The organism is Patescibacteria group bacterium (assembly GCA_028707065.1).
Lineage (GTDB): Bacteria > Patescibacteriota > Patescibacteriia > Patescibacteriales > WJLG01 > JAQTUZ01.
In genome coordinates this window covers 1-21615 of sequence record JAQTUZ010000007.1, presented here as the reverse complement: position 1 = coordinate 21615, position 21615 = coordinate 1, and the positions used below count along the sequence as shown (strand labels likewise).

The following is a 21615-nucleotide window of genomic DNA, read 5'->3' as shown; positions in this document are numbered from 1 at the left end:
TTATCCCGGGGCTTTTGAGTTGAATTTAATTTGATTAATGATGAGTTTGTGCTATAATACTATCGTAAATTCGAGAATAAATTAACCATTAAATATATGAAAAACGTCTTTATTATCGAGGATGATATAAATTTGGCCGGCGCGATGCAGGCGCAGTTTAATTTAAGCGGATTTAGCGCCGAGATCAATCGCGGCAACGAGGAAGATATTGAAGCGCTGATCAACGAGATCAGGAAAGTCGACGCCGACATCGTGATTTTGGATCTGATCTTGCCCAAGCTCGACGGCTTCGAAATCATCAAGACGATCCGCGCCGACGAGGAAATTTCCGATATCTACATTTTTATCTTCACCGACGTTTCCGACGAGGACAGCAAAGCCCGCGGCCTGCGTTTGGGCGCCAACCAATATTTCATCAAACAGGATTTCAGCCCCGAGGAATTTGCCGATAAGGTTAAGCGGATCATGGAAAACCGCGAGGCAATGGAAAAAAGCGAAGGCAATACCTATCAAGTTTAAACTTCCCCTCCTTTTCAAGGAGGGGTGGAGGGGTGGTTATGAAAATTTACAATATTAAATCCCAAAAACAGCTGCGGCAAAAGTTGCGGAACGAGAGGCCTGTTTCGGAAAGATTGTTATGGAGTCAGCTTAGAAACAGCCAATTGGGATATAAATTCCGCCGACAGCAGGGAGTTGGTAAATATATCGTTGATTTTTTTTGTCCGGAATTAAAGCTGGTTATCGAGATAGATGGGGCGACCCATGAAACTGAGGAAGAAATAAAGCAAGATAAAATAAGACAAATTTTTTTAGAAAGTTTGGGGCTAAAAATTTTACGTTATCGTAATTTAGAAATAAAAGAAGGGCTCGGCGGGCTGGTTCAGTATCTGATTAAATTTTTAAAAGAACGTGATAATGAAATAAACCACCCCCAAGAACCACCCCCAAACCCCTCCTTTGAAAGGAGGGGGGATCCTTGAAAAGGAGGGGGGATCCTTGAAAAGGAGGGGGAAAAAATTATGAAGAAGCAATTTTTTACTAAGAGAAATATCATCATCTTCATCGTTATCGCCGTAATTTTGGCGGCGGCAGGATTTGTTTTTGCCTCGCGGGGGAAAAATACCGCCACTTATGTTACCGATGTCGTGCAACGAAAAGATCTGCTCCAAACAGTGAGCGAAGTGGGCACGATTGAATCGCCCAGCCAGATCAATTTGAATTTTACCAGTCCGGGTAAATTAGCGGCTAAGTTCGTTGGCACCGGCGATAAGATAAAAATCGGCCAGGTTTTGGCCCAGCTTGATTTTCAATCTTTAGCCATTCAACGCGATCAAGCGCAAGCCAATCTGGCCGGAGCGCAAGCCAACCTGGCAAAATTAAGGCAAGGGGCAACGGCGGCGCAGTTAGCCGTGGCACAAGCGCAAGTCGATCAGGCTAATGCCGCTTATTCGGCCGCGGTCGATAATTTGAACAAAACAAATCTCACGGTAGCCGAAGACATCACCCAGACGCAAAATAATCTGCGTGATCTGCAGGGCTTAACCGCCACGAAAACCACCCAAGAGCAGGCGGTAATTGCCGCGCAGACCGCGCTGGATAATGCCAAGACCAATTATCAGAAATCGATCGACAGCGCGACGGAAAACTTGCTCAATGACCTTAATGGAAAACTGACGTCGGCCGTTACGGCGCTCGATAATATCAACGTGATCATTACCGACGACACCATCAAGGATTATTTAAGTTCGAAAAATAAAATTTATCTGACGCAAACCCAGAGCGATTACGCCAGCGCGCAAACTTTATTGGCCGCGGCCAACAGCAGTCTGGCGGCGGTAGCAAGCAATAAAAGCGAAGCTAATATCGATCAGGCGGCGAGCGACGCCCTGGCTTGCTTGAAGGAAATTTCTTCCGCCCTGGATAATTTATACAACGCCCTTGTCAACAGTTCGATCACTAATCAAACCGTTTTGACTACCGATAAAACCAATATCAGCGCGCAGATTACCGCTACCAACGCGGCCATCAATGTCGTTTCCTTAGACCAGCAAAATTTCGACAATGCTTATTTGGCTTATAACACCAATGTGACCGCCGCGCAAAACAGTTTGAACACGGCGCAAGCGGCTCGAGATCAGGCGATTACTGCCGCGAAGAACGCTTTATCCACGGCTAAAGTGGGCGGCAATCAGAAAATTTCCGCCGCCGCTAACAGCGCGGACACGGCTCAGCAAGCTTTGAACACCGCGCAAAAACAGCTGGCGCAGCTGATGGCCCCGCCGCGAACCGAGGATGTCAATTTGGCGCAAGCGCAAGTGAACAACGCCCAAGCGGCGCTGGATCTCGCCAACAAACAGATCGATGATGATATGATCAAGTCGCCGATCGACGGCCAAGTCATTAAAGATAACTATGAAGTAGGCGAACAAACCAATCTGACTCTGCCGGTCTTTTCGGTCTTGGCGGAAAACGATCTGGAGATCAGCGTGGACATTTCCGAATCCGATATCGTCAAAGTCAAGCAGGATGACGCGGTAGAAATAACCCTGGACGCTTTCGGCGCTGATAAAAAATTCAATGGCGGCGTTTATTTCATCGATCCGGCTTCGACCGTCATCCAGGATGTCACTTATTACCGGGTGAAAATAAAATTTACCGATCCGGCCGAGCAATTGGCGCAAATCAAGCCGGGAATGACCGCTAACGTGACGATCATCACTGATAAAAGAGCCAATGTCCTTACCGTGCCGGAGCGGGCCGTAATCGTCAAGACCAGCGGCGATAAGATCATCAGAATTTTGGCCAAGGGCAATATCGCTGAAGTGCCGGTTAAGATCGGTTTAAGAGGCGATGACGGTTCGGTGGAGATCACGGAAGGGAATTTACAGCCGGGGCAGACAGTGGTAGTTTTCATCAACACCAAATAATAATTATTGTTCGAATGTTGTTTTGTTGGGAGGCAATTCAGCAAGTGACTCTTATTTAATGAAGCTAGTGATTTTTGCCGGCGGGGTCGGAACCAGATTGTGGCCGCTTTCCCGGATCAATTCGCCCAAGCAATTCGACCGGATCTTCAATGGCTCCTCCACTTTACAGCTGGCTTTCGGACGGATCGCCCCGGCTTTTGGGGCGGAAAATATCTTCATCCAAACCGTCGAGCTTTATCGTCGGATAATTCATGAGCAGCTGCCGGATTTGCCGCAAGAGAATATTCTGATCGAGCCTGCTCGCCGCGATCTGGGTCCGGCCGTTTGTTTTGCCGTTAACGAGCTTTATCGCCGGGGATATCGGGGGGCAATGGGCATTCTTTGGTCGGATCACCTGATGAAAAGGACCGAAGAATTCACCCGCGCCTTGAGCGCCGCCGAGGAATTGGTGGAGCTTGATCCGGCCAGATTTATTTTTCTGGCCGAACAGCCGCGCTTTGCCAATAATAATCTGGGCTGGATAAAACTGGGCGCCAAGAAAGGTGAAACGTGCAAATTTCCCGTGCATCATTTCGCCGGCTGGAAATACCGCCCGCCGGAAAAAGAATGCGCGGAAATGTTCGCCAGCGGCGATTATTTTTGGAATCCCGGCTATTTTGTCACTTCGATCGAATTTTTGATCGATAGTTATCAGCGCTTGGCGCCGGATATCTATCATCCGGTCAAAAATGGAAGATATCATGAAGCGCGGATAACGCATTTTGACGAGGCGATCCTGGAAAAGCTGGATCTGTCGCGAGCGGCGGTGATCAAATTGAATATGGGCTGGTCGGATCCCGGCACTTTGTACGCTTTAAAGGAAGCTTTGGAAAAAAGCCGCGAGCAGAATGTCGCCCATGGCCGGGTCGTCGCTTTCAATACCAATGATTCGCTGCTTTATAATTTGGAACCGGGGAAAGTTTTAGCGGCTGTCGGCTTAAACGGAATGGTGGTGATCAATACGCCCGACGCCTTGCTGGTCGTTCCCAAAAGCGAAGTCGTCCACGTCACCAAACTGCTCAAGAAAATGGAAGAATCGGGGTTGCAAAAATATTTGTAAAATAATCAGCAAAAGTTTTTATAAAATTAATTAAAGCCTGTCTAAAAATAATAAGCCGGATAATGTTTTAACCAATCGGCCGTAATTATTTTAAAGAAGCGCGAGATAGCAATGTCTTTTAAAATCATCAAGTATTTATTTTTGATCGCGGCGGTCATTGCCGCCATTGTTATTTTTTCCTATTACAGCGATATTAATTTTCCGGTTAACAATAACGGGGCTTCGGTCAGATTTACGGTCGCCACCGGAGAGGGAGTCAAAAAGATCGGGGCGGACTTGGCAAAAGCCGGGCTCATCAGATCGGAATTTCATTTTGAGGTTTACGTTTGGCGATCAAAATACGGCTCAAGCATGCAAGCCGGAGTTTATCAGCTAAGCCCGGCCATGACCGTCAAGGAGATCGTGGCGCAATTGGTGGCGGGAAAGATCGTTGATATAGAAAAAGAAATAACCATCATTCCCGGTTGGGATTTGCGGGACATCGCCCAATATTTCCAAAGCGAGGGCATTGCTTCCACCACTGCTTTTTATCAGCTCGCGGGTGAACCGCTCGTTAAATATCAGAGCGGCCGGTTGCCGGATTATTCAAGCGAATTTTCCGTTCTGGCCGATAAACCCAAAAATTACGGTTTGGAAGGTTATTTGTTTCCCGACACCTTTCGGGTGTTCAATAATGCCAAGGCCGAAGACGTGATTTTAAAAATGATCGGCAATCTGGACGCTAAATTAACCCCGGTGATGCGGGGAGACATCGCGCAAGAAAGGAAAAGTATTTATGAGATTATAATTTTGGCTTCAATCATTGAAAAAGAGGTCAGAAAGGCCGAGGAGATGAAAACTGTTTCCGGAATATTTTGGAATCGCCTCAAGATCAATCAACCGCTCGGTTCCGATGCTACGCTAAGTTACATTTTGGGCGATAATCAGGCGGTGCATACCCTGGCAGAAACCCAGCTCGATTCCCCTTATAATACTTATCGTTTTGCCGGTTTGCCGCCCGGGCCGATCTGCAATCCGTCGCTCGCCGCGATCAACGCGGCAATCTATCCCCAAAAGACCGATTATTATTATTTTCTTACCAATCCGGCCAATGGCGAGACGATTTTTTCCAAAACCTTGGAAGAACATAACCGGAACAAGCAAAAGTATTTGAAATAAATATAATCCGAACCCCCGAAATATCCGAATACTACGAACTCTACAAATCGAATTAATTTTCGGAGTCATATTCGCTGTATTCGGATATTTTGTAGGTTCGGATTGTGTGCTCGCTAATTATTTATGGACAATCAAGAACAAAACGAATCATGGCTGGAAAAAAATAAAACTGTTTTTATCGTTTTGGGAAGTTTTCTTATTTTGGCTATCGTGGTCATTTTGGTTTTTTTGGCCATGCGCTTCGCTAATGAGTCTAAAACAAAAACCCCGCCGCCGATTCCGGCCGCCACTTCCACGGCGCCGGTGACGCCGGTTGCTTCCTCGACTGCCACTTTGCCCAGTATCGGCGAAGCCGGGCAAACCGGCGCGGCCACCGGCACGGCCGCCTCCGAACAGCTGGCCGAGAAAGCCAGCTTCGGCGATTTTTATCGGCCGACAAGTTCTCTGATCGTTCTTGCTCCGGCCAATTTAACTTTGCCGTTCAATGCCAAAACCGAAGCGGCCAATTATTATGACGTTGACCGGAAAATGAGTCTCGATGCCGGCCTTGATAGTTTAAACAATAACGGTTTTGCCGTTTTGGACAATCCTTTCAGCGCGGAAGCTGATGGTTTTTTCCAAATGTACGCGGCGCTCGACGCCAAACAAGTGCCGACTTTGATCACCGGCGATTTTCTTGTTTATTATTATCAGAACGTCTTGAAGCTGGCTTACCGGGAAGTGGAAAGCACGGTTTTTTATGATAATCTTTGGGCGGCCGATCAGCGTTTGTATCAGCTGGCCAAACAAAGATACGAAAACAATCTTAACCAAAAAGGCACGATTAACGAGGTGGCGCTGGAAGCCTCGCGGCTGGAAACGGCTTATTTTGCCACGGCGTTGAGCTTGCTCGCTCCGATGGACGATCAAATTTCCGCCGCGTCCGGCTTGAGCGGCTCCACGAATTTCAGCTCGAGTGAGGCGTCGCAATATTCTTTGCAGCTGCCCGCCTATCTTACCGACGATGTGGGCGCCGAACTTAAATTGATCCGGGCCGCGAACGCCGCGGTCAAGTCTCCCGTCCTGCTTTATCAGCGTGATTATCAGACATTCGCCGTGCCGGCAAATTATCAAAGCAACGCCCGGCTGCATAACTTTTATTTGGCGTCGCGCTGGCTAAATTCGGTTTTTCCGCTTTACTATCGGGACGCTAATTGCCTTAATTGTTTATTGGATAAGGATGATTGGCGGATAAATGTGTCGACGGCTTTTCTTATTTCTTCGGATCTGGCCGCGGATCAAAATTTGCAGAATCGCTGGGCGAAGATTTACAAAATACAATCTTTCTTTTCCGGCCTGCGCGGCGATTTGAATTACCTTAATTATGAGCGGGTGTTTAACGATGCTTTCAGCGGCAAGTCCGACATCACCCAAATTTTACAAGGAGCGCCGGCTGACAATGACGCGAATTTGGCGCTGTTGCAAAATAAATTGGCGGCGATCGATTTTTCCGCGCTGGAAGGCGGCTTGAACAAGACCGCCACGGCCACTAAGCCGCTGCTTGGTTTTAAAATGCTCACTGGCTCTTTTTGGCCGGACGATTATATTTTTAGCCAGTTGAACTATCCCGCTACCGGGCTGTTTTCAGGCAGTGATAAAACGGCGCAGACCACGGCGACCGCCTGCCCCGTGCCTGGCAAAGTCGGCTATTATCGCTGCGTCGGCTCGGCCCGCGATGTCTTAAATTTGATCTATCCTTTAAGCGGCTCGGCTGACGATTATTTTACCGCCAATGCCAATTATACCGGGTACGCGGAACAATCCCAGAGTTTGCGTAAATTATTGGCAAATTTTAACGTCAACGCCTGGCATGCCAATTCCTATTGGAGCACCATGGATATCAGCAGCAAATTTTTGCGGGCCCGGGAATTAACCAAGGTCGCGGTGATGAACAGCGCCGCCTGGCAGAACAGAAATAAAGATTTGGCGCTGGCCGCCTGGGCCAATGACGAATTGACGGCTGATACCTTCGCGCCTTATAAGAGCCGGGACGCAACCCGCCTTAATCAGACCGGCACCGGCAACCTGACGCCGCTTTATCAATATATCGAACCGGATCTGACTTTGAGCCGCGAACTTATTTTCAATACGCGAATGATCATCCAGATGCTTAGCTTGCTCGGCGTCAGCGACGGCGAAAACACGGTTTTGACTGATTTGAAAACGATGGAGAAAAATTTATCGGGCGCCGAGGCGATCATTGGCAAAGAATTGCAAAACCAGGAGTTGAATGAAGAAGATTACGCTTTTATCAATGATTTTGCCCATGCTTTTTCAGTGGCGAGCGGGGGAAGCAAAAGTTTCAGCTTAACCTCGATTTCCGGCGCGAGCCGGATAAGGGAAAATTTATCCGGCGTCAAATTGCTGGTATATTCCTTTGCGCGCGGCGATAAGAAATTTTTGGCCGTCGGCCCGATTTTTAATTTTCGAGAAGAAAAATAATAAGTAAAAAGTAAAATTTTTTAATCGCTTTTGGCCCCGTCAGAGTCTCCCGGTCAGGGGACTCTGACGCGAGGAGCATTTCGGCAGCGTCCTCGGCGAGAGACTCTGCCGTAGCCAAAATAAGTAAAAAGTAATAAGTGAAAAGTAAAAAAGAGATAGAATAAGAGTTTAAAAGGAAACCTGTTTAATCGCTTTGCCTGTCTTATGAAAAGATATTTTATTTTAGGAGTTATTTTTTTTACTTTTTACTTTTTACTTATTACTTATCCCGTCCGGGCGGCCAGTTTAGCCGACACTGATAATGATGGCATTCCTGATATTTGGGAAACCCAGGTTTTCCATACTGATCCGGCCAAGGCCGACACTGATGGCGACGGATTTCCCGATGGCGAGGAAATAAAAAACGGTTATGATCCGTTACAAAAAGGAAAAGTTAAATTGAAGGAAACAGATTTCGATAAAGACGGTTTGTCCGACCGGATGGAACTGCTTTTCAAAACTGATCCGACCAACCCCGACACCGATGGCGACAGCCATCAGGACGGCGCGGAAGTAAAATCCGGCTATGATCCGGCCAGCTCAACGACGGTTAAACTGAAAAAACATATCGAAATAAATCTTGCCAAACAGGAACTTTCTTATTTTTTGGGAAAAGTTGAGCTGGGCAAATTCATCGCCTCTACCGGCACCAAAGCCCACCCGACCCCCAAGGGAACTTTTGCCATTGCCAATAAAAATCCCAAGGCTTGGTCAAATTCGGCCAAGCTCTGGATGCCTTATTGGATGGGTTTTATCGGTACTCAATTCGGGATTCACGAGCTGCCTTATTGGCCCGACGGCCGGCGTGAAGGGGAAAAAGATCTTGGCCATCCGGCTTCTCATGGTTGCGTTCGGGTGGGGCGGAATGGCGAAGCCAAAACCCTTTATAATTGGGCGGAAATCGGCACTCAAGTCATTATCAAATAAAGATTTAGGAATATAGCCATGCAGCAGGATCAGTTCGGACTGCTGCCGGAAAATTTATGATTGCATCATGGTCCCGAGGCAGTGATTGCGGCAGAACCAAAGATTTAAGAATTAGGATTTAAGATTTAAGAATAAGCCCCCGATTGGGGGTTTTTGCTTATTTTAGATAAAATACTTGACTTAATTAAAAAAGTATGGCAATATTTAATAGAAATAATTTATAATTCTTTAAATCTTTCAGCCAGAGGCTGATCCGCCTTTGGCGGAAATTTACGATTTAATCATATGTATACCCCAAAAGTTTTAGAGCATTTTAAGAATCCGCATAACCAGGGCGAAATGAAAGATTGCGACGCGGTCGGGCAGGAAGGCAATCCGGTCTGCGGCGACGTGATGAAAATATATCTGAAGATCGAAAATAATATTATTAAAGATATTAAATTCGAGACTTTAGGCTGCGCCGCGGCGATCGCCGTGTCTTCGGATTTGACCGATATGGTCAAAGGAAAAACTCTCGAGGAGGCGATGAAAATCACCAAAGACGACGTGGTCAAAGATCTGGGCGGCTTGCCGGAAGTCAAAGTTCATTGCTCGATGCTCGGCGTGGACGCATTAAAGAAGGCGATAGAAAATTATCAGAAGAAGAATAAATAAGTATTAATTTTTAATTTTATAATTTTTAAATAAATCAAAATTTTTAATTTTTAAACTTCGGATTTAAATTGTTTGTTTAAAAATTATGATTTAAAAATTATTTAAAAATTAAAAATTACAAAATTTAAAAATTATGCCGAGCATAAAGGATAAAGACAAAAAAATAGAGGAAAAGATAAAAAAGTCGTTAGATACTGTTCGCCCTTCTTTGCAGGCTGACGGAGGAGATGTGGAGTTCAAAAGCTTTGATGAGAAAAGCGGTACGGTGAAAGTCGGTTTGGTCGGCCATTGCGCTCATTGCCCGATGTCACAGCTTACTTTGAAAGAAGGCGTGGAAGCGATACTGAAGAAGGAAGTGCCGGAAGTAAAAAAAGTCATTAACGAATAAATTTATTTCCATTTCGCCCCGCCGCCAGTCTTGCGAAGCGGACTGCGGCGAAAGTAATTAATCGGCGTCGCAGTCCCGATCCGCCAGCCGGCGGAGGAGACTGCGACGGGGCCAATTCTTAAATCCTGCGTGTTATGAAAACAGTCGCATTATTTTTCGGCGGTTTGGGCAACGAAGCGGAAGTTTCAGTGGCTTCGGCTATTAATGTCTTTAAGAATTTTAATTTCCGTAAATATAAATTAATCTGCGTTTATTGGCATAAGAACGGTTTATTTTATGATGTGCCGGATCCGGCGCATTTGAAAACAACGGCCAAAAATAAATTATTGATTGAGAATTTTAAGAACCGTTTTGATGTCGCTTTGCCGATGACCCACGGCCGGTTCGGCGAAGACGGAATCCTGCAAAGCATTTTTGAATCGCAAAAAATAAAATATTGCGGTTGCCGCGTGCTGGCATCAGCGCTCTGCATGGACAAAGCCGTCTGCAAAGAATTAGCTAGCGGCGCAGGAATCCGACAAGTGAAATTTTTAGCTTTTGACGCTGACTTAAGACCAAAAAATGATTTAGTAAAATTTGCGGCGGAAGTTAAAAAAAGATTGCGCTTCCCGGTTTACGTCAAGCCGTCCAATTCCGGTTCGTCGGTCGGCATAACGCGGGTGGTCAAGCCAAGCGGTTTGGCGAGCGCCATTAAAGAAGCTTTTAAGCATGATCAAAAAATCCTAGTCGAAGAAGGCTTAGTCAGTCCGCGGGAAATCGAAGTGGCGGTGCTGGGCAATAAGGAATTGATCATTTCCCGGCCCGGAGAAATAAAGCCGGCCAAAGAATTTTACGATTACGATGATAAATATAAATTAGGCCAGGCCCAAGCAATCATTCCAGCCCGCTTAAGCCGCGCCGAGACGCGCGAAATCAGGACGCTGGCGGAAAAAGTTTATCGGCTTTGCGGCTGCTCCGGCTTTGCCCGCGTGGATTTTTTCCTCCATCAAGGCCAAATATATTTCAATGAGATCAACACCTTGCCCGGTTTCACCGACATCTCGATGTTCCCGATGCTGATGATGGACCAGGGAATGACCTATCGGCAGCTGATCAATAAGATTATAGAATTGGTATAATAAAATTTTTTGTATTTTGATTCGCGTTATTCGCGGCATTCGCGCTCATTCGCGGATTAGCATCATATTTATGATATATCTAGATCACAGCGCCACGACTCCGGCGGATAAGAAAGTTTTAAAAGCGATGGAGCCGTATTGGCGGGAGATTTTTGGCAATCCGTCTTCAATCCATGCCTATGGACAAAAGGCGGTTTTGGGCGTGGATCAAGCCCGGGCTAAGGCGGCCAAGTTTTTCGGCTGTGAGAGTCAAGAAATAATTTTTACTTCCGGCGCAACCGAATCGAACAACTTAGCTTTAAGAGGAGTGATCAAAGCGTTTAAAAGTGAAATTGCCAAGCCGCATATCATTACCTCCAAAGTCGAGCACGATGCGATCATTGAACCATGCCGCGACTTAGAGCGGGAAGGCGTCGAAGTCACATATTTGCCGGTCGATAAAAACGGTGCGGTAAATCCGGAAGACGTGAAAAACGCAATCAAGGAAAATACGGTTTTGGTTTCAATTATGTATGTCAACAGCGAAGTCGGCATTTGCGAGCCGATCAGAGAGATCGGCAAATTGATCGAGAAAATCAATGAAGGCAGGATGAACGAATGGCAGCGGATCGGGGCGGCGAAAAAATTACCCAAACCCCGAGCAATCTATTTTCATACTGATGCCACGCAAGGGGTGAATTTTTTCGATTGCAATGTCGATAAACTTCATGTTGATCTGCTCTCGATGTCCGGTCATAAGATTTACGGGCCCAAAGGCGTTGGCTTACTATATATAAGGAAGGGCGCGCTGATCGCGCCGATCCAATTAGGCGGCCACCATGAGCGGAATATCCGTTCCGGCACCTTGAATGTGACTGGCATTGTCGGCTTGGGGGAAGCTTTATCGCTGATTACTGAAAAAGAACGAGAAAAAAATAATAAAAAAATCGCCGCTTTGCGGGATCGGCTGGTCGAAGGAGTGCTGAAAAATATTCCCGATGTGGTTCTAAATACCGATCGGGCCAATTCCACTCCGGCGCACGCCCATTTCACTCTCCGCGGCGCCGAGGGCGAATCGGTTTTGATCTCTTTGGATTTTGAAGGTGTGGCCGTTTCCACTGGTTCGGCCTGCGCCTCCAACAGTTTGAAATCATCGGAAGTCTTGGAAGCGATGGGTGTTTGCGAAGAAGACTCGCACTATTCGATCCGCTTTACCTTGGGCAAAGACAATACGAAAGAGGAAATCGACAAGTTAATCAAGATTTTACCGCCAATTGTTGAGAAACTTAGAAAGATGAACCCGATTTACAAAAAATAATAGATGCTATTTTTTGTCATCCTGAGGAGCGAGCCGCCTCGGCGCGCGACGAAGGATCTATTATCCGAGAAGTTTATATTTCATCAATAAAAATTTTGATTGATAAAATACGAGGTATTTGCTTAATAGATCCCTCGCCATGGGCTCGGGATGACAAAAGAGGTGGATAATTTGCGTATTTATGAGGATTCTTTTAGTAATAACGAAGGCCGTCGTGGGCGGGGCGCAGACTTCGGTACTGAATCTGGCCAGAGAAATGAAAAAGCGCGGCCACGAGGTGACCGTCGGTTTTGGCGACGGCGATTGGCTGCCGGCCGAATTGGATAAAGAAAAAATTCCTTATTATCGGTTTCAATGGCTGAAGAGAACGCATAATCCTTTGGCTAATCTTTTTTTTATCGGCGAGATCGCCCGTTATTTGCGGCAGCATGATTTTAACGTCGTCCATTTCAATAGTTCCAACGCCTTGCCCGGCGCTATCGGCGCCAAGCTGGCCGGTAAAAAAATAAGAACTGTTTTTACTTTTAGGGGTATGTCGATGCTCGACGAACATTATCAGATATCGCCGATTCTAAAATTAGCCTATTGGTTATTTTTTAAATTCTGCTTGTTGTTCGTGGATGCGCCAGTTTTTGTCTCCCGAGAAAATTGGGAAAAATTCGGGCAAGGAAAGTTAACTAAGAAAGGAATTCTGATTTATAACGGTTTGGATCCGGAGAAAATGAACTTCGTTCCGCGGTCGGAGGCAATCAATTTTTTTTCGCAGAAGGCAGGCCGCGATCTGGCGGGGAAATATCTCATCGGTTCGATCGGCCGCCTGGACTATGCCAAGAATTACGAATTTTTGATCAATATTTTTCCGAAGGTCTTGGAAATCAGGCCGGATGCCGTGGCGGTAATAATGGGCGAAGGAAGCGAACGGCCGTTATACGAAAATTTAATCAAACAGGATAATTTGCAAGATAAAATATTTTTAATCGGCAACGTTGATAATGGCAGCCGTTATTTGCGCGGTTTTGATCTATTGGTTTTGCCTTCTCGCTATGAAGGTTTGGCGATTTCTTTGATCGAAGGATTATTCTCGGGGTTGCCCATGCTCGCCACTCGGGTTGGCGGAAATATTGAAGTCGCTGGCAGTGAAGCGGAAATTTACGATCTGGACAGCGCGGAAGGATTTTTAAAAAGATTCCGCGATCTGCAGGACGTTGATGTTTTAGATAAAATTTTAAAAAACAATCGCCAACAGGCGGAAAAATTCAATTTGCGGAATACGGCTGACGGCTATGAGCGAATTTATCAAGGAAAATAATTTTTTATGATCAAATCATTCAGTATCGTTATTCCGACTTATAATCGGCAAAAGGAATTGGGAAATTGCCTGACCTCGATCTTGCGGCAGGATTTGCTGCCGGCCGAAATCATTCTGGTCGATGACGCCGAGCTGGGCGAAGAATTTTTGCAGTACTGGAAAAAGGAATCAACCCTGCTTAAAATCAACTTAGTTTATTATCGCAAAGATCCGGCCAAAGAGCAGCGCGGCAGTTCCAGCTCGCGCAATATCGGTTTGAACCTGGCAAAAGAAAAAATTTGTTTCATTCTGGACGATGATCTGCAATTGGAAAATTATTTTTTTAAAGAGACTATGGCCGCCTGGAACGATGACCCCAACTTATTGGGAGTCGGCGGCGTGATCATCAATAACCGGTCAAAAAATATCTGGGAAAAAAGATACAATAAATTTTTCGGTTTGCGCGCAGGTTTGTCTTGGGATATCAACGAGATCGGTTTTCAATCCTGGGACGATGGGATCGGGGATCGCCAAACCGCTTTTTACGTTCACGGCGGCGTCTGCTCTTACGATAAAGAAATAGTTAAAAAATTAGGCGGTTTCACGGTTTTTGGCGGCGGGCGCGAAGCTTTGGAGGATGTGGATTTCTGCTGGCGCGCCAAACTGGCCGGATATTTTTTTCTGATCGAGCCCCAGGCCCGCGTTTTCCATGCCCAGAGCGCCTCGGGCCGGGAGGATGGATACGCTTTGGGCTATAAAGAAAGTTTTAATCGCCAGGCGATTTTTAAAAAATTGGGCGGGAAAGAATTAAATGACTTCTTGGGTTTTTATTGGGCCAATGTCGGCTGGATTTTGCGCCAAATTCTCACGGGTAAATTTAAAAAAGCCCGGGGAATGATAAAAGGACTGATCTGAATATGAGATTTTCCATAATTACTTGTACAAAAAATAGCGCCAAATACTTGGCGGAAAATATCGCCTCGGTCAGGGCGCAAAGTTTTACCGACTATGAGCATATTTTTATCGATGCGTTTTCCGCCGACGGCACGGCGGAGATGATTAAAAAATATCAGCTGGAATTTCCCGAGCAAGTCAAGTTTTTTCAATTTGAGCCGAAAGGAATTTCCGCGGCGATGAATGCCGGCACCGAGCGGGCGCAAGGGGAGTTTCTGATCCATCTTCATTCCGACGATAGTTTTTATGATCAGCGGGTTCTGGCGGACGCGGCTGAATTTTTGGAAAAAAATCCCGGTTTGGATTGGATTTATGGCCGAGCTAATACGATCAGAGCCGACGGTTCGCCGATCCTTGTTTATCCGGATAAGCCGCTTTTGCATTGGCATAATTCGAAAAGTTTCATCGGGCGCTACCTGATGAAAATTTTGCGCTTTGTTCCGCATCAAGCCGTGTTCATCAGGAAATCGGTGCTGGAAAAGTTCGGCGGCTTTGACGAAAGCCTGACCTCGGAAATGGATCCGGATCTCTGGTTCAGGATCAGGAATAAAACCAATTGGAGTTTTTTTAACCGGATCATCTGCAATTACCGGATGGGCGAGGGCGCTCAATCTTCCGCCATTGACAAGCGGGAGGAAAATCGGGACAATATCAGAAAGGTGCAAAAAAGATACCTCAATCCGGTTGAATATTTTTTGGTCGATTTTCTCAATAAAATCAGAGAAAAGCGGGCAAAAAGATGATTTATGAAAGATAAAATTAAACAAATAATCAAGGCAGCCATGCCGCCAGCCTTATTAGCCTTGGTCAAGGACCAGAGCGGCAAATGTAAATATGAAGGGGTTTATCATGATTGGGTTGAGGCGAGAAAAAAAACTTCCGGATATGATGACCGGCGGATAATGGAAAAAGCCTTGGCGGCGGCGATGAAAGCGGAAAACGGCGAAGCGGTTTGGGAGCGAGATACGGTTTTGTTCGATCAGATCGAATATTCCTGGCCCTTGCTGGCGGCCTTGATGCTGGCTGCGGCCAAAGCCCGAGGCAGATTGAATGTGCTGGATTTCGGCGGATCGTTTGGGACGACTTATCGGCAAAACAAAAAATTTTTAGATCGGCTTGAGTCGGTCAAATGGAATATCGTGGAGCAGGATCAGGTGGTCGAAGAAGGGAAAAAAAATATCAAGAATGAAAATATCAGGTTTTGGCCGAGCGTTGCCCGATGTCTTACCCAGGAAAAAATCGATTTGGTCGTTTTTTCCGCTTCTATCCAATATCTGGCCGATCCTTACGGTTTGCTAAAAGAAATTATGCAGCGCCGAATCGATATGATTGTTCTTGACCGATTGATAACGAGCGGCCAAGATGATTTCATCACGATCCAAAAAGTCCCGCCAAATATTTACTCAGCCAGTTATCCGGTTTGGATCTTGAATCCGGTTAAGTTAAAAAATTTTTTCCAAGCCGCGGGCTATGAATTATTGGAAGAATTTCCTGATCCAGTCAGCGGCGTCATCAAAGCGGGCAAACAGACGGCCGAGCACCGGGGATACATTTTTACTTTACCCAAAAAATAACTATGAATAATTTTTGTACGCTGTTCGATTCTTTTTATCTCCTTAAGGGGCTGGCTTTATATAATTCTTTGTTAAGGCAACCGGAACCTTTTCATCTGTATATTTTCGCCTTTGACGACCGCAGTTTCGGGATTTTGACCAGGCTTAATTTGGCCCACGCCACTATTATCCCGTTGAGCGAACTGGAAGACGAAAGGCTTAAGGCGGTGAAGCCGGGGCGCACCAAGGGTGAATATTGCTGGACTTCCACCACCTCGACGATCTTGTATTGTCTGAAAAAATTCAATTTGGCAAGCTGCACTTATATCGATGCCGACATCTTTTTCTTTGGTTCGCCGCAGGCCGCCCTGGATCAGATCGGCGATAAATCAGTGCTGATGACTGAACATCATTATGCGCCGGAATACGACCAATCGGCCTTGAGCGGAAAATACTGCGTGCAATTCATGACTTTTAAGAACAATGCCGAAGGATTGAAGATCTTGAATTGGTGGAAAGACCGCGTTATCGAATGGTGTTTCAGCCGCCGGGAAGACGGCAAATTCGGCGACCAGAAATATTTGGATGATTGGACAACGAGATTTGCCGGCCTGGTGGCTGAGTCTAAATATTGGGGCGCGGGCGTCGCGCCTTGGAATACGCGGCGGTTTGAATTTTTAAAGCAAGACGGCATCATCAAGGTGCGGGAGAGCGGCGAGGTTTTTAATCTGGTTTTTTATCATTTTCACGATTCACAATTGTATTTTCTGTTCAATAAATTGAAAATTTACCAGGGCAGTTATGTTTTTAATCCGAGCCCTCTCATTAAAGAAATTTACGCTGCCTATGGAAAAGCGATCAACGAGTCGTGGCAGATGGTAAGGTCGGTTGATCCGGATTTCCGCGCCGGAACTTTTTCCTTGAATCATATTTTCGAGGTGAAGGTCAGAAAAATCATTTTTCGGTTAAAAAGAAAAATAAAGAAATTAAGTAAATAATTTAAAATATATGAATAAGAAAAAAATAAGGGTAAAGAATTCCGGATTCGTAAAATTGCAGAATTTTAACGATTTTCCCGACGGATTGCTGGGTATCGCCGAAGCCAAGAAAAATATTCCGATCGAGATCAAAAGAGTCTATTTCATCAACAAGCTGTTCAATCAAAAATCAAAGCGCGGCCATCATGCTCATAAGAAACTGGAGCAGATAATTTTTTGCATCAACGGCAACTTTAAAATAAAATTGGATGATGGCGCCAATCAGCAGACGATCTTGATGAACGATCCGAGCGTCGGAGTAATCTTGGGCAAAGAATTGTGGCACGAAATGTCCGGTTTCAGCTCGGATTGCGTGATCCTGGTCTTAGCTAATGATTATTTTGTTGAAAATGATTATATCCGCAGTTATGACGAATTTTTAAAATACGTCAGAGGTCATCATAAAAAATAATCTATGACAGTGCCTTTTTTTGATAATCGCCGCCAATTTTTAGCGATAAAAACCGAGGTCATGAAGTCTGTCGAGCGTATTTTGCAATCCGGAAATTTGATTCTCGGTCCGGAAGTGAAAAAATTCGAAGAAGATTTTGCGCAATTTTCCGGCTGCCGCTTCGGTATCGGGGTTAACTCCGGAACTGATGCCCTGAAGATCGCCTTGCGGGCGGTGGGAGTGGGCTGTGGCGATGAAGTGATCACCGCGGCCAACACGGCCAGTCCGACCGTCAGCGCGATCAAGGAATTGATGGCCGAACCGGTATTGGTTGATGCCGGCGAGGATTTTTTAATCGATGTCAAAAAAATAGAAAAAAAGATTACGGCGAAAACCAAGGCGATAGTGCCAGTCCATCTTTATGGCCAGGTTTGCGCCATAGATGAGGTCGTAAAGATCGCCAAACAGCACGGGTTGAAAATCGTTGAAGATTGCGCTCAGGCGCACGGGGCGGCTCACGCCGGGAAAATGGTTGGCGGTTTCGGCGATGCCGGCTGTTTCAGTTTTTATCCCACTAAAAATTTGGGCGCTTACGGCGATGCCGGATTGATCGTCACTTCCGATCAGGAGATCGCCAAAAAATGCGCGAGTTTGCGAAAATACGGCATGGAGGATTCATATTTTTCCGAATTTGACGGCTACAACAGCCGCTTGGATGAAGTGCAAGCCGGGATCTTGAATATCAAATTGGAATATTTGGCCGATTATAATAAAAGAAGACAGGGAACAGCCGCGAGATATTTGTCCGAAATAAAAAATAAAAAGATAATTTTGCCGAAAATGAACGAGCCCGCCGGCCATGTCTGGCATCAATTCGTGATCAGGGTTGAAGAGCGGGAGAAGTTTCTGGAATATTTGAAGAAAAATAAAATCGGATTTGGCATCCATTATCCTTACCCGATCCATTTGCAAACGGCCTTTGCCGAATTCGCCGCCCCTGACCTGGCTAATTCGGAAAAATTCGCCCGCGAGATCGTGTCCTTGCCGATCTTCCCCGAGCTGGAGAAAAAAGAAGTTGATTACATAATTTCGACGATAAATCTTTTTTAACCAAGCGAATATCACGATTTGACCGTCCCGACAAAAAAGCCCCTTAGGGGGCTTTTATCTTGCTATGGAAAAAAAAAGAAAGCGGACGGATCAGCTGAATAATTTTTTTAAAGTTTTTTTAATTTTTCTCCAGCCTCTGGCCTGCCAGCAAGTCTGGGTTCTGAAAAATTCAATAATCGCCTGGCGGGCCGCCCGGTTCTCTTCCGGCGCGATTTTTTTTACCTCCACTTTGGCATCTTCGACCTGATTGATCGGCGTTAAATCAGTTTCCTCGCCGCAATGGGTGCCGCTGCCGCCGAAACCGATATTTCTAATCAAGGATTTTCCCGGATAGAGCGTTAAGCGGTCTTTTAAAAATGCCGAGGCATACCAGCGGATCGCCCAGGAATCATTCTTGCCGCCAATCTGATCGCGCAGCATCTGGGTATAAGGATAAGAGCCGGAAAAATCAAATTCCCCGGTTAATTTTTTTTCTTCCAACTCTTGCAGTAATTTTCGGCCGTCGGATTCGAACAAATCCCAGCCGCGCTTCCAGGTTGCCCAGCCCCAGCAATCAGCTCCCCGCAAAAAAAACGTTTCCGGCAATGTTTTCCTGACCGGATAGATATAGCCATGGACGCTCGCAACCTTATCCTCGTTTTCATACAGTTCCAAACCATCATTCATGTATTGCAAAAAATAAGGCGAGCTGACCATGTCATCTTCCAAAACGATTATTCGGCCGTACTGATTGACGATTTCGCTGACGCCGGAGATGATCGACTGAGCCAGGCCATAATTTTTTTCCCGGGTAACGATCTTCGTGCTTTTGAAACCGCCGACGGTTTTGAGATATTCTCGAACTGCGGCAACACCCTGCTGGCTTGCCGCATTATTTTTGGGACCATCAGAAAAGATGATCAGATCGCTCTCAGGGGCTAAAATATTTTTTTGCAGGGCGGCAATTGTCTGTTCGGTTTCGCCGAGGCGATTATAAACAAAGAGAACGATCGGAGCCAATGGCCTTGTAGTTATCATATATTTTACTGTTTAGGGGTTAAATATCTTTTTTGAATATCCTTTTCAATTTAGTATAAAATTCAAACAAACCGGCTTTCTTAATCAAACTGATTATTTTTCCCTTGATAAACGTCTCCCAGGCATAAATATTTTTTCCCTGATAAGCCCGTTCAAGATACTTTTTTTTCTTGCCTTGCAAATGCAGAGTATTGAATTTGATCAAATTGCCGGAATCATCCTTGCCGTATGGGGCGCCCGAGCGCCAATAGATTTTTTTTGCCCCCCAAACCGACATCTGATAATGAACGCCGCCTTGAATGGAGCTGGAAAAATTATCGTCATAGGTCGAGCCGTCGATTATTCCGGCTGTTTCGCCGACCAGCTCCGGGCGGCTTTTCTTGTAGAAATTAAGCATGGTCATATCGCAAATTCCGCCCGGCTTATTCTTCAGTTGATAATTTTTCCAAAAATCGACCACGCGCTGATAGCCGGCTTCATCCTTTCGGCTATAGACATCCGTTAAGAAACGGCAGAAATCATCCAGGATTTCCGGGCTGTTCCAGAAAGAATTATGCCCGGCCGAACCTTCCGACAAGGTAAGAGCAAACTGGGAAAATTTCGGCCATTCCTTGGCCAGATCGGCGAAGATCAAGACGTCGGAATCGGCGTGAAAAAAATTTTCCAGCCCATTTTTTTTGACAAAATCAGCGATGATAAACCACCTTTGCAGGCAAAAAAGTTCGTACCACTCGGGATTAGACGAAAAATGCTGATAGACCCGGGCGAATTCTTCAGCGCCGCCGGAGTAATCATCGATGTTATAGCGTTTGATAGAATCAAAAGGACCGTTGCTGCCGTCATCAAGCAGAATGATATTTGCCGTCGGGTTTGAGCGGCGCGCGCCAGCCAGGGAAAAGCGCAAATAATCGGCTTGGCCGCGATGAATGAAAATGATATTGATCGGTTTATCGGGCATAGGAAAAATTTTTATTTATTGAATGTTTTTCGGATTGCCAATCGCGTCCTTTGAATCTCCCAATTTTTTAAATAATCCGATCCAGCCGACCGTCTGCGCCACGGCAGAAAAAGACAGGTGGTAGATAATCGCCCAAACCAGATTGGCAAAGATGGCCGGATAATCCCTCTTGCCCAATAATTGTTTTTTGGTGAAAACTTTTTTGAAAGGCACCCGATTGAAAAACAGTTCAGACAGCCCCAATTTATTCCGGGAATAATTCTGCACTTGAGATTTTGCCTTGCCGAAGAACATCAGGATGCCGGCCGGATGGTAGGGTTTGATATGATCGAAATCAAAATAAAAATATTCGGTCATGGTCGGCGTCAGAATCAACAGATATCCTCCGGTTTTCAAGCGATCCAAATAGCTATCCATAAAAACGAGCAGGTCGTCCGGATTGAAATGCTCGATCAGATGAGACATTATGATGAGGTCGTATCGGCCGCTTGTTTTTTCAAACTGCTCGGAAGATAAGATCGGAATATTTTTAGTTCGCAGCACTTCGGCGATCAGCTCCTTGTTTTTTTCCACCCCGACAATGTCGGCGTAGCCGATATTCTTGATATATTCCAGCTTGTTGCCCAGGCCGCACCCGACATCGAGTATCTTGGCGTCCTTGGGAAAATATTTTCGTAAAATAAAGCTGATGAATTTTTCCTCCTTGTTTATGTTGACTATTCGCTTATAAAGCTTGCTCATATTTTGCGGATATTAATTTAATAGCTGCGGCAGATGGGCGATTGATTTTTGGTCAAAAAAGAATTTTTTTTGATCAAGGTAAAAATTCCAATCCAGCGGTTCGGCAGAGAAGATCGCCATCGGGATATTCCCGTAATAAGCGGCGAAAGCGCCAAAACTGCTGTTGGCGCCGATGAGCAGATCGGTTTGGGCGAGAGTAAAAAAGTCTTCCATTATTTTTCCCGAAGACAAAACGATATTCAAGCCGGAAAATATTTCCGGTTTTATTTTTTCATCGGAAGCGATCACGAAACAAGTATCGGCCAGGCCGGTTTTATCGATAAAATCTTTTAAGATCAGGGCCACTTTCTCCGGCGAAAAATAATATTCGCCGTTGGCATAAGCGCGAAAATCCCCCTGGCGGATATGGACTCCGACGATTTTAGAATATTTTTTTCTCGCCTGATCTGTCAATTTTTTCGCCAGCAGGGAAATTCTT

The 21615-nt window shown here is 45.7% G+C and carries 22 protein-coding genes; 18 read left to right on the top strand and 4 right to left on the bottom strand.

Annotation, left to right across the window (positions count from 1 at the left end; genetic code table 11):
* Nucleotides 1–96 precede the first annotated feature (96 nt).
* From PHE24_03195 to PHE24_03110, 18 genes are all read left to right on the top strand, one after another.
* The gene (locus PHE24_03195) at nucleotides 97–519 is read left to right on the top strand and encodes a response regulator (GenBank protein ID MDD4902117.1); all 423 of its coding nucleotides are present in this window, start codon (nucleotides 97–99) and stop codon (nucleotides 517–519) included.
* A gap of 38 nt (nucleotides 520–557) precedes the next feature.
* A complete protein-coding gene (locus tag PHE24_03190) occupies nucleotides 558–980 on the top strand; it encodes an endonuclease domain-containing protein (GenBank protein MDD4902116.1) in 423 nt (140 codons plus the stop codon).
* A 39-nt stretch (nucleotides 981–1019) separates the two neighbouring features.
* Nucleotides 1020–2927 carry an efflux RND transporter periplasmic adaptor subunit gene (locus PHE24_03185; GenBank protein ID MDD4902115.1) on the top strand — a complete coding sequence of 636 codons (1908 nt, stop codon included), beginning with the start codon at nucleotides 1020–1022 and terminating at the stop codon, nucleotides 2925–2927.
* A 58-nt stretch (nucleotides 2928–2985) separates the two neighbouring features.
* Nucleotides 2986–4026: a sugar phosphate nucleotidyltransferase gene (locus PHE24_03180; GenBank protein ID MDD4902114.1), complete on the top strand. Its 1041-nt coding sequence runs from the start codon at nucleotides 2986–2988 to the stop codon at nucleotides 4024–4026.
* Nucleotides 4027–4137: 111 nt separating this feature from the next.
* Nucleotides 4138–5184: an endolytic transglycosylase MltG gene (mltG, locus tag PHE24_03175; GenBank protein MDD4902113.1), complete on the top strand. Its 1047-nt coding sequence runs from the start codon at nucleotides 4138–4140 to the stop codon at nucleotides 5182–5184.
* Nucleotides 5185–5307: 123 nt separating this feature from the next.
* Complete coding sequence (locus PHE24_03170) at nucleotides 5308–7665, top strand: DUF3160 domain-containing protein (GenBank protein MDD4902112.1); 2358 nt, start codon at nucleotides 5308–5310, stop codon at nucleotides 7663–7665.
* Nucleotides 7666–7869: 204 nt separating this feature from the next.
* Nucleotides 7870–8631 (top strand): L,D-transpeptidase family protein, encoded by a 762-nt coding sequence (locus tag PHE24_03165; protein ID MDD4902111.1) that lies wholly within the window; start codon nucleotides 7870–7872, stop codon nucleotides 8629–8631.
* A gap of 285 nt (nucleotides 8632–8916) precedes the next feature.
* Nucleotides 8917–9285 carry an iron-sulfur cluster assembly scaffold protein gene (locus tag PHE24_03160; GenBank protein ID MDD4902110.1) on the top strand — a complete coding sequence of 123 codons (369 nt, stop codon included), beginning with the start codon at nucleotides 8917–8919 and terminating at the stop codon, nucleotides 9283–9285.
* A 133-nt stretch (nucleotides 9286–9418) separates the two neighbouring features.
* Nucleotides 9419–9673, top strand: coding sequence for a NifU family protein (locus tag PHE24_03155; protein MDD4902109.1), 255 nt, complete (start codon nucleotides 9419–9421; stop codon nucleotides 9671–9673).
* 134 nt (nucleotides 9674–9807) lie between these two features.
* Nucleotides 9808–10791: a D-alanine--D-alanine ligase gene (locus PHE24_03150; GenBank protein MDD4902108.1), complete on the top strand. Its 984-nt coding sequence runs from the start codon at nucleotides 9808–9810 to the stop codon at nucleotides 10789–10791.
* A gap of 64 nt (nucleotides 10792–10855) precedes the next feature.
* On the top strand, nucleotides 10856–12088 hold the full coding sequence (locus PHE24_03145; GenBank protein ID MDD4902107.1) for a cysteine desulfurase family protein: 1233 nt from the start codon (nucleotides 10856–10858) through the stop codon (nucleotides 12086–12088).
* A gap of 181 nt (nucleotides 12089–12269) precedes the next feature.
* Entirely contained in the window at nucleotides 12270–13397 is a 1128-nt protein-coding gene (locus PHE24_03140; GenBank protein MDD4902106.1) for a glycosyltransferase, read from the top strand.
* A gap of 6 nt (nucleotides 13398–13403) precedes the next feature.
* A complete protein-coding gene (locus PHE24_03135; GenBank protein ID MDD4902105.1) occupies nucleotides 13404–14291 on the top strand; it encodes a glycosyltransferase in 888 nt (295 codons plus the stop codon).
* A 2-nt stretch (nucleotides 14292–14293) separates the two neighbouring features.
* The gene (locus PHE24_03130) at nucleotides 14294–15073 is read left to right on the top strand and encodes a glycosyltransferase (protein ID MDD4902104.1); all 780 of its coding nucleotides are present in this window, start codon (nucleotides 14294–14296) and stop codon (nucleotides 15071–15073) included.
* 3 nt (nucleotides 15074–15076) lie between these two features.
* Nucleotides 15077–15904, top strand: a complete 828-nt coding sequence (locus PHE24_03125; protein ID MDD4902103.1) for a methyltransferase, TIGR04325 family — start codon at nucleotides 15077–15079, stop codon at nucleotides 15902–15904.
* Nucleotides 15905–15906: 2 nt separating this feature from the next.
* Nucleotides 15907–16881, top strand: a complete 975-nt coding sequence (locus tag PHE24_03120) for a glycosyl transferase (GenBank protein MDD4902102.1) — start codon at nucleotides 15907–15909, stop codon at nucleotides 16879–16881.
* A gap of 10 nt (nucleotides 16882–16891) precedes the next feature.
* Complete coding sequence (locus PHE24_03115) at nucleotides 16892–17332, top strand: FdtA/QdtA family cupin domain-containing protein (GenBank protein ID MDD4902101.1); 441 nt, start codon at nucleotides 16892–16894, stop codon at nucleotides 17330–17332.
* 3 nt (nucleotides 17333–17335) lie between these two features.
* Complete coding sequence (locus PHE24_03110; GenBank protein MDD4902100.1) at nucleotides 17336–18421, top strand: DegT/DnrJ/EryC1/StrS family aminotransferase; 1086 nt, start codon at nucleotides 17336–17338, stop codon at nucleotides 18419–18421.
* Between the two features lie 90 nt (nucleotides 18422–18511).
* Here the strand turns inward: PHE24_03110 and PHE24_03105 are convergent, their stop codons facing one another.
* The 4 genes from PHE24_03105 to PHE24_03090 form a co-directional block, all read right to left on the bottom strand.
* Nucleotides 18512–19438 (bottom strand): glycosyltransferase, encoded by a 927-nt coding sequence (locus PHE24_03105; protein ID MDD4902099.1) that lies wholly within the window; start codon nucleotides 19436–19438, stop codon nucleotides 18512–18514.
* A gap of 19 nt (nucleotides 19439–19457) precedes the next feature.
* Nucleotides 19458–20396, bottom strand: a complete 939-nt coding sequence (locus PHE24_03100; GenBank protein MDD4902098.1) for a hypothetical protein — start codon at nucleotides 20394–20396, stop codon at nucleotides 19458–19460.
* Between the two features lie 15 nt (nucleotides 20397–20411).
* Nucleotides 20412–21137, bottom strand: a complete 726-nt coding sequence (locus tag PHE24_03095; GenBank protein ID MDD4902097.1) for a class I SAM-dependent methyltransferase — start codon at nucleotides 21135–21137, stop codon at nucleotides 20412–20414.
* 12 nt (nucleotides 21138–21149) lie between these two features.
* On the bottom strand, nucleotides 21150–21615 hold a 466-nt coding region (locus tag PHE24_03090), incomplete at its 5' end, for a hypothetical protein (protein ID MDD4902096.1).

What these genes read in the sequence shown, in the direction of transcription:
- PHE24_03195 (MDD4902117.1), top strand. Translation starts at nt 97, where the DNA reads ATGAAAAACGTCTTTATTATCGAGGATGATATAAATTTGGCCGGCGCG.
- PHE24_03190 (MDD4902116.1), top strand. Translation starts at nt 558, where the DNA reads ATGAAAATTTACAATATTAAATCCCAAAAACAGCTGCGGCAAAAGTTG.
- PHE24_03185 (MDD4902115.1), top strand. Translation starts at nt 1,020, where the DNA reads ATGAAGAAGCAATTTTTTACTAAGAGAAATATCATCATCTTCATCGTT.
- PHE24_03180 (MDD4902114.1), top strand. Translation starts at nt 2,986, where the DNA reads ATGAAGCTAGTGATTTTTGCCGGCGGGGTCGGAACCAGATTGTGGCCG.
- mltG (MDD4902113.1), top strand. Translation starts at nt 4,138, where the DNA reads ATGTCTTTTAAAATCATCAAGTATTTATTTTTGATCGCGGCGGTCATT.
- PHE24_03170 (MDD4902112.1), top strand. Translation starts at nt 5,308, where the DNA reads ATGGACAATCAAGAACAAAACGAATCATGGCTGGAAAAAAATAAAACT.
- PHE24_03165 (MDD4902111.1), top strand. Translation starts at nt 7,870, where the DNA reads ATGAAAAGATATTTTATTTTAGGAGTTATTTTTTTTACTTTTTACTTT.
- PHE24_03160 (MDD4902110.1), top strand. Translation starts at nt 8,917, where the DNA reads ATGTATACCCCAAAAGTTTTAGAGCATTTTAAGAATCCGCATAACCAG.
- PHE24_03155 (MDD4902109.1), top strand. Translation starts at nt 9,419, where the DNA reads ATGCCGAGCATAAAGGATAAAGACAAAAAAATAGAGGAAAAGATAAAA.
- PHE24_03150 (MDD4902108.1), top strand. Translation starts at nt 9,808, where the DNA reads ATGAAAACAGTCGCATTATTTTTCGGCGGTTTGGGCAACGAAGCGGAA.
- PHE24_03140 (MDD4902106.1), top strand. Translation starts at nt 12,270, where the DNA reads ATGAGGATTCTTTTAGTAATAACGAAGGCCGTCGTGGGCGGGGCGCAG.
- PHE24_03135 (MDD4902105.1), top strand. Translation starts at nt 13,404, where the DNA reads ATGATCAAATCATTCAGTATCGTTATTCCGACTTATAATCGGCAAAAG.
- PHE24_03130 (MDD4902104.1), top strand. Translation starts at nt 14,294, where the DNA reads ATGAGATTTTCCATAATTACTTGTACAAAAAATAGCGCCAAATACTTG.
- PHE24_03125 (MDD4902103.1), top strand. Translation starts at nt 15,077, where the DNA reads ATGAAAGATAAAATTAAACAAATAATCAAGGCAGCCATGCCGCCAGCC.
- PHE24_03120 (MDD4902102.1), top strand. Translation starts at nt 15,907, where the DNA reads ATGAATAATTTTTGTACGCTGTTCGATTCTTTTTATCTCCTTAAGGGG.
- PHE24_03115 (MDD4902101.1), top strand. Translation starts at nt 16,892, where the DNA reads ATGAATAAGAAAAAAATAAGGGTAAAGAATTCCGGATTCGTAAAATTG.
- PHE24_03110 (MDD4902100.1), top strand. Translation starts at nt 17,336, where the DNA reads ATGACAGTGCCTTTTTTTGATAATCGCCGCCAATTTTTAGCGATAAAA.
- PHE24_03105 (MDD4902099.1), bottom strand. Translation starts at nt 19,438, where the DNA reads ATGATAACTACAAGGCCATTGGCTCCGATCGTTCTCTTTGTTTATAAT.
- PHE24_03100 (MDD4902098.1), bottom strand. Translation starts at nt 20,396, where the DNA reads ATGCCCGATAAACCGATCAATATCATTTTCATTCATCGCGGCCAAGCC.
- PHE24_03095 (MDD4902097.1), bottom strand. Translation starts at nt 21,137, where the DNA reads ATGAGCAAGCTTTATAAGCGAATAGTCAACATAAACAAGGAGGAAAAA.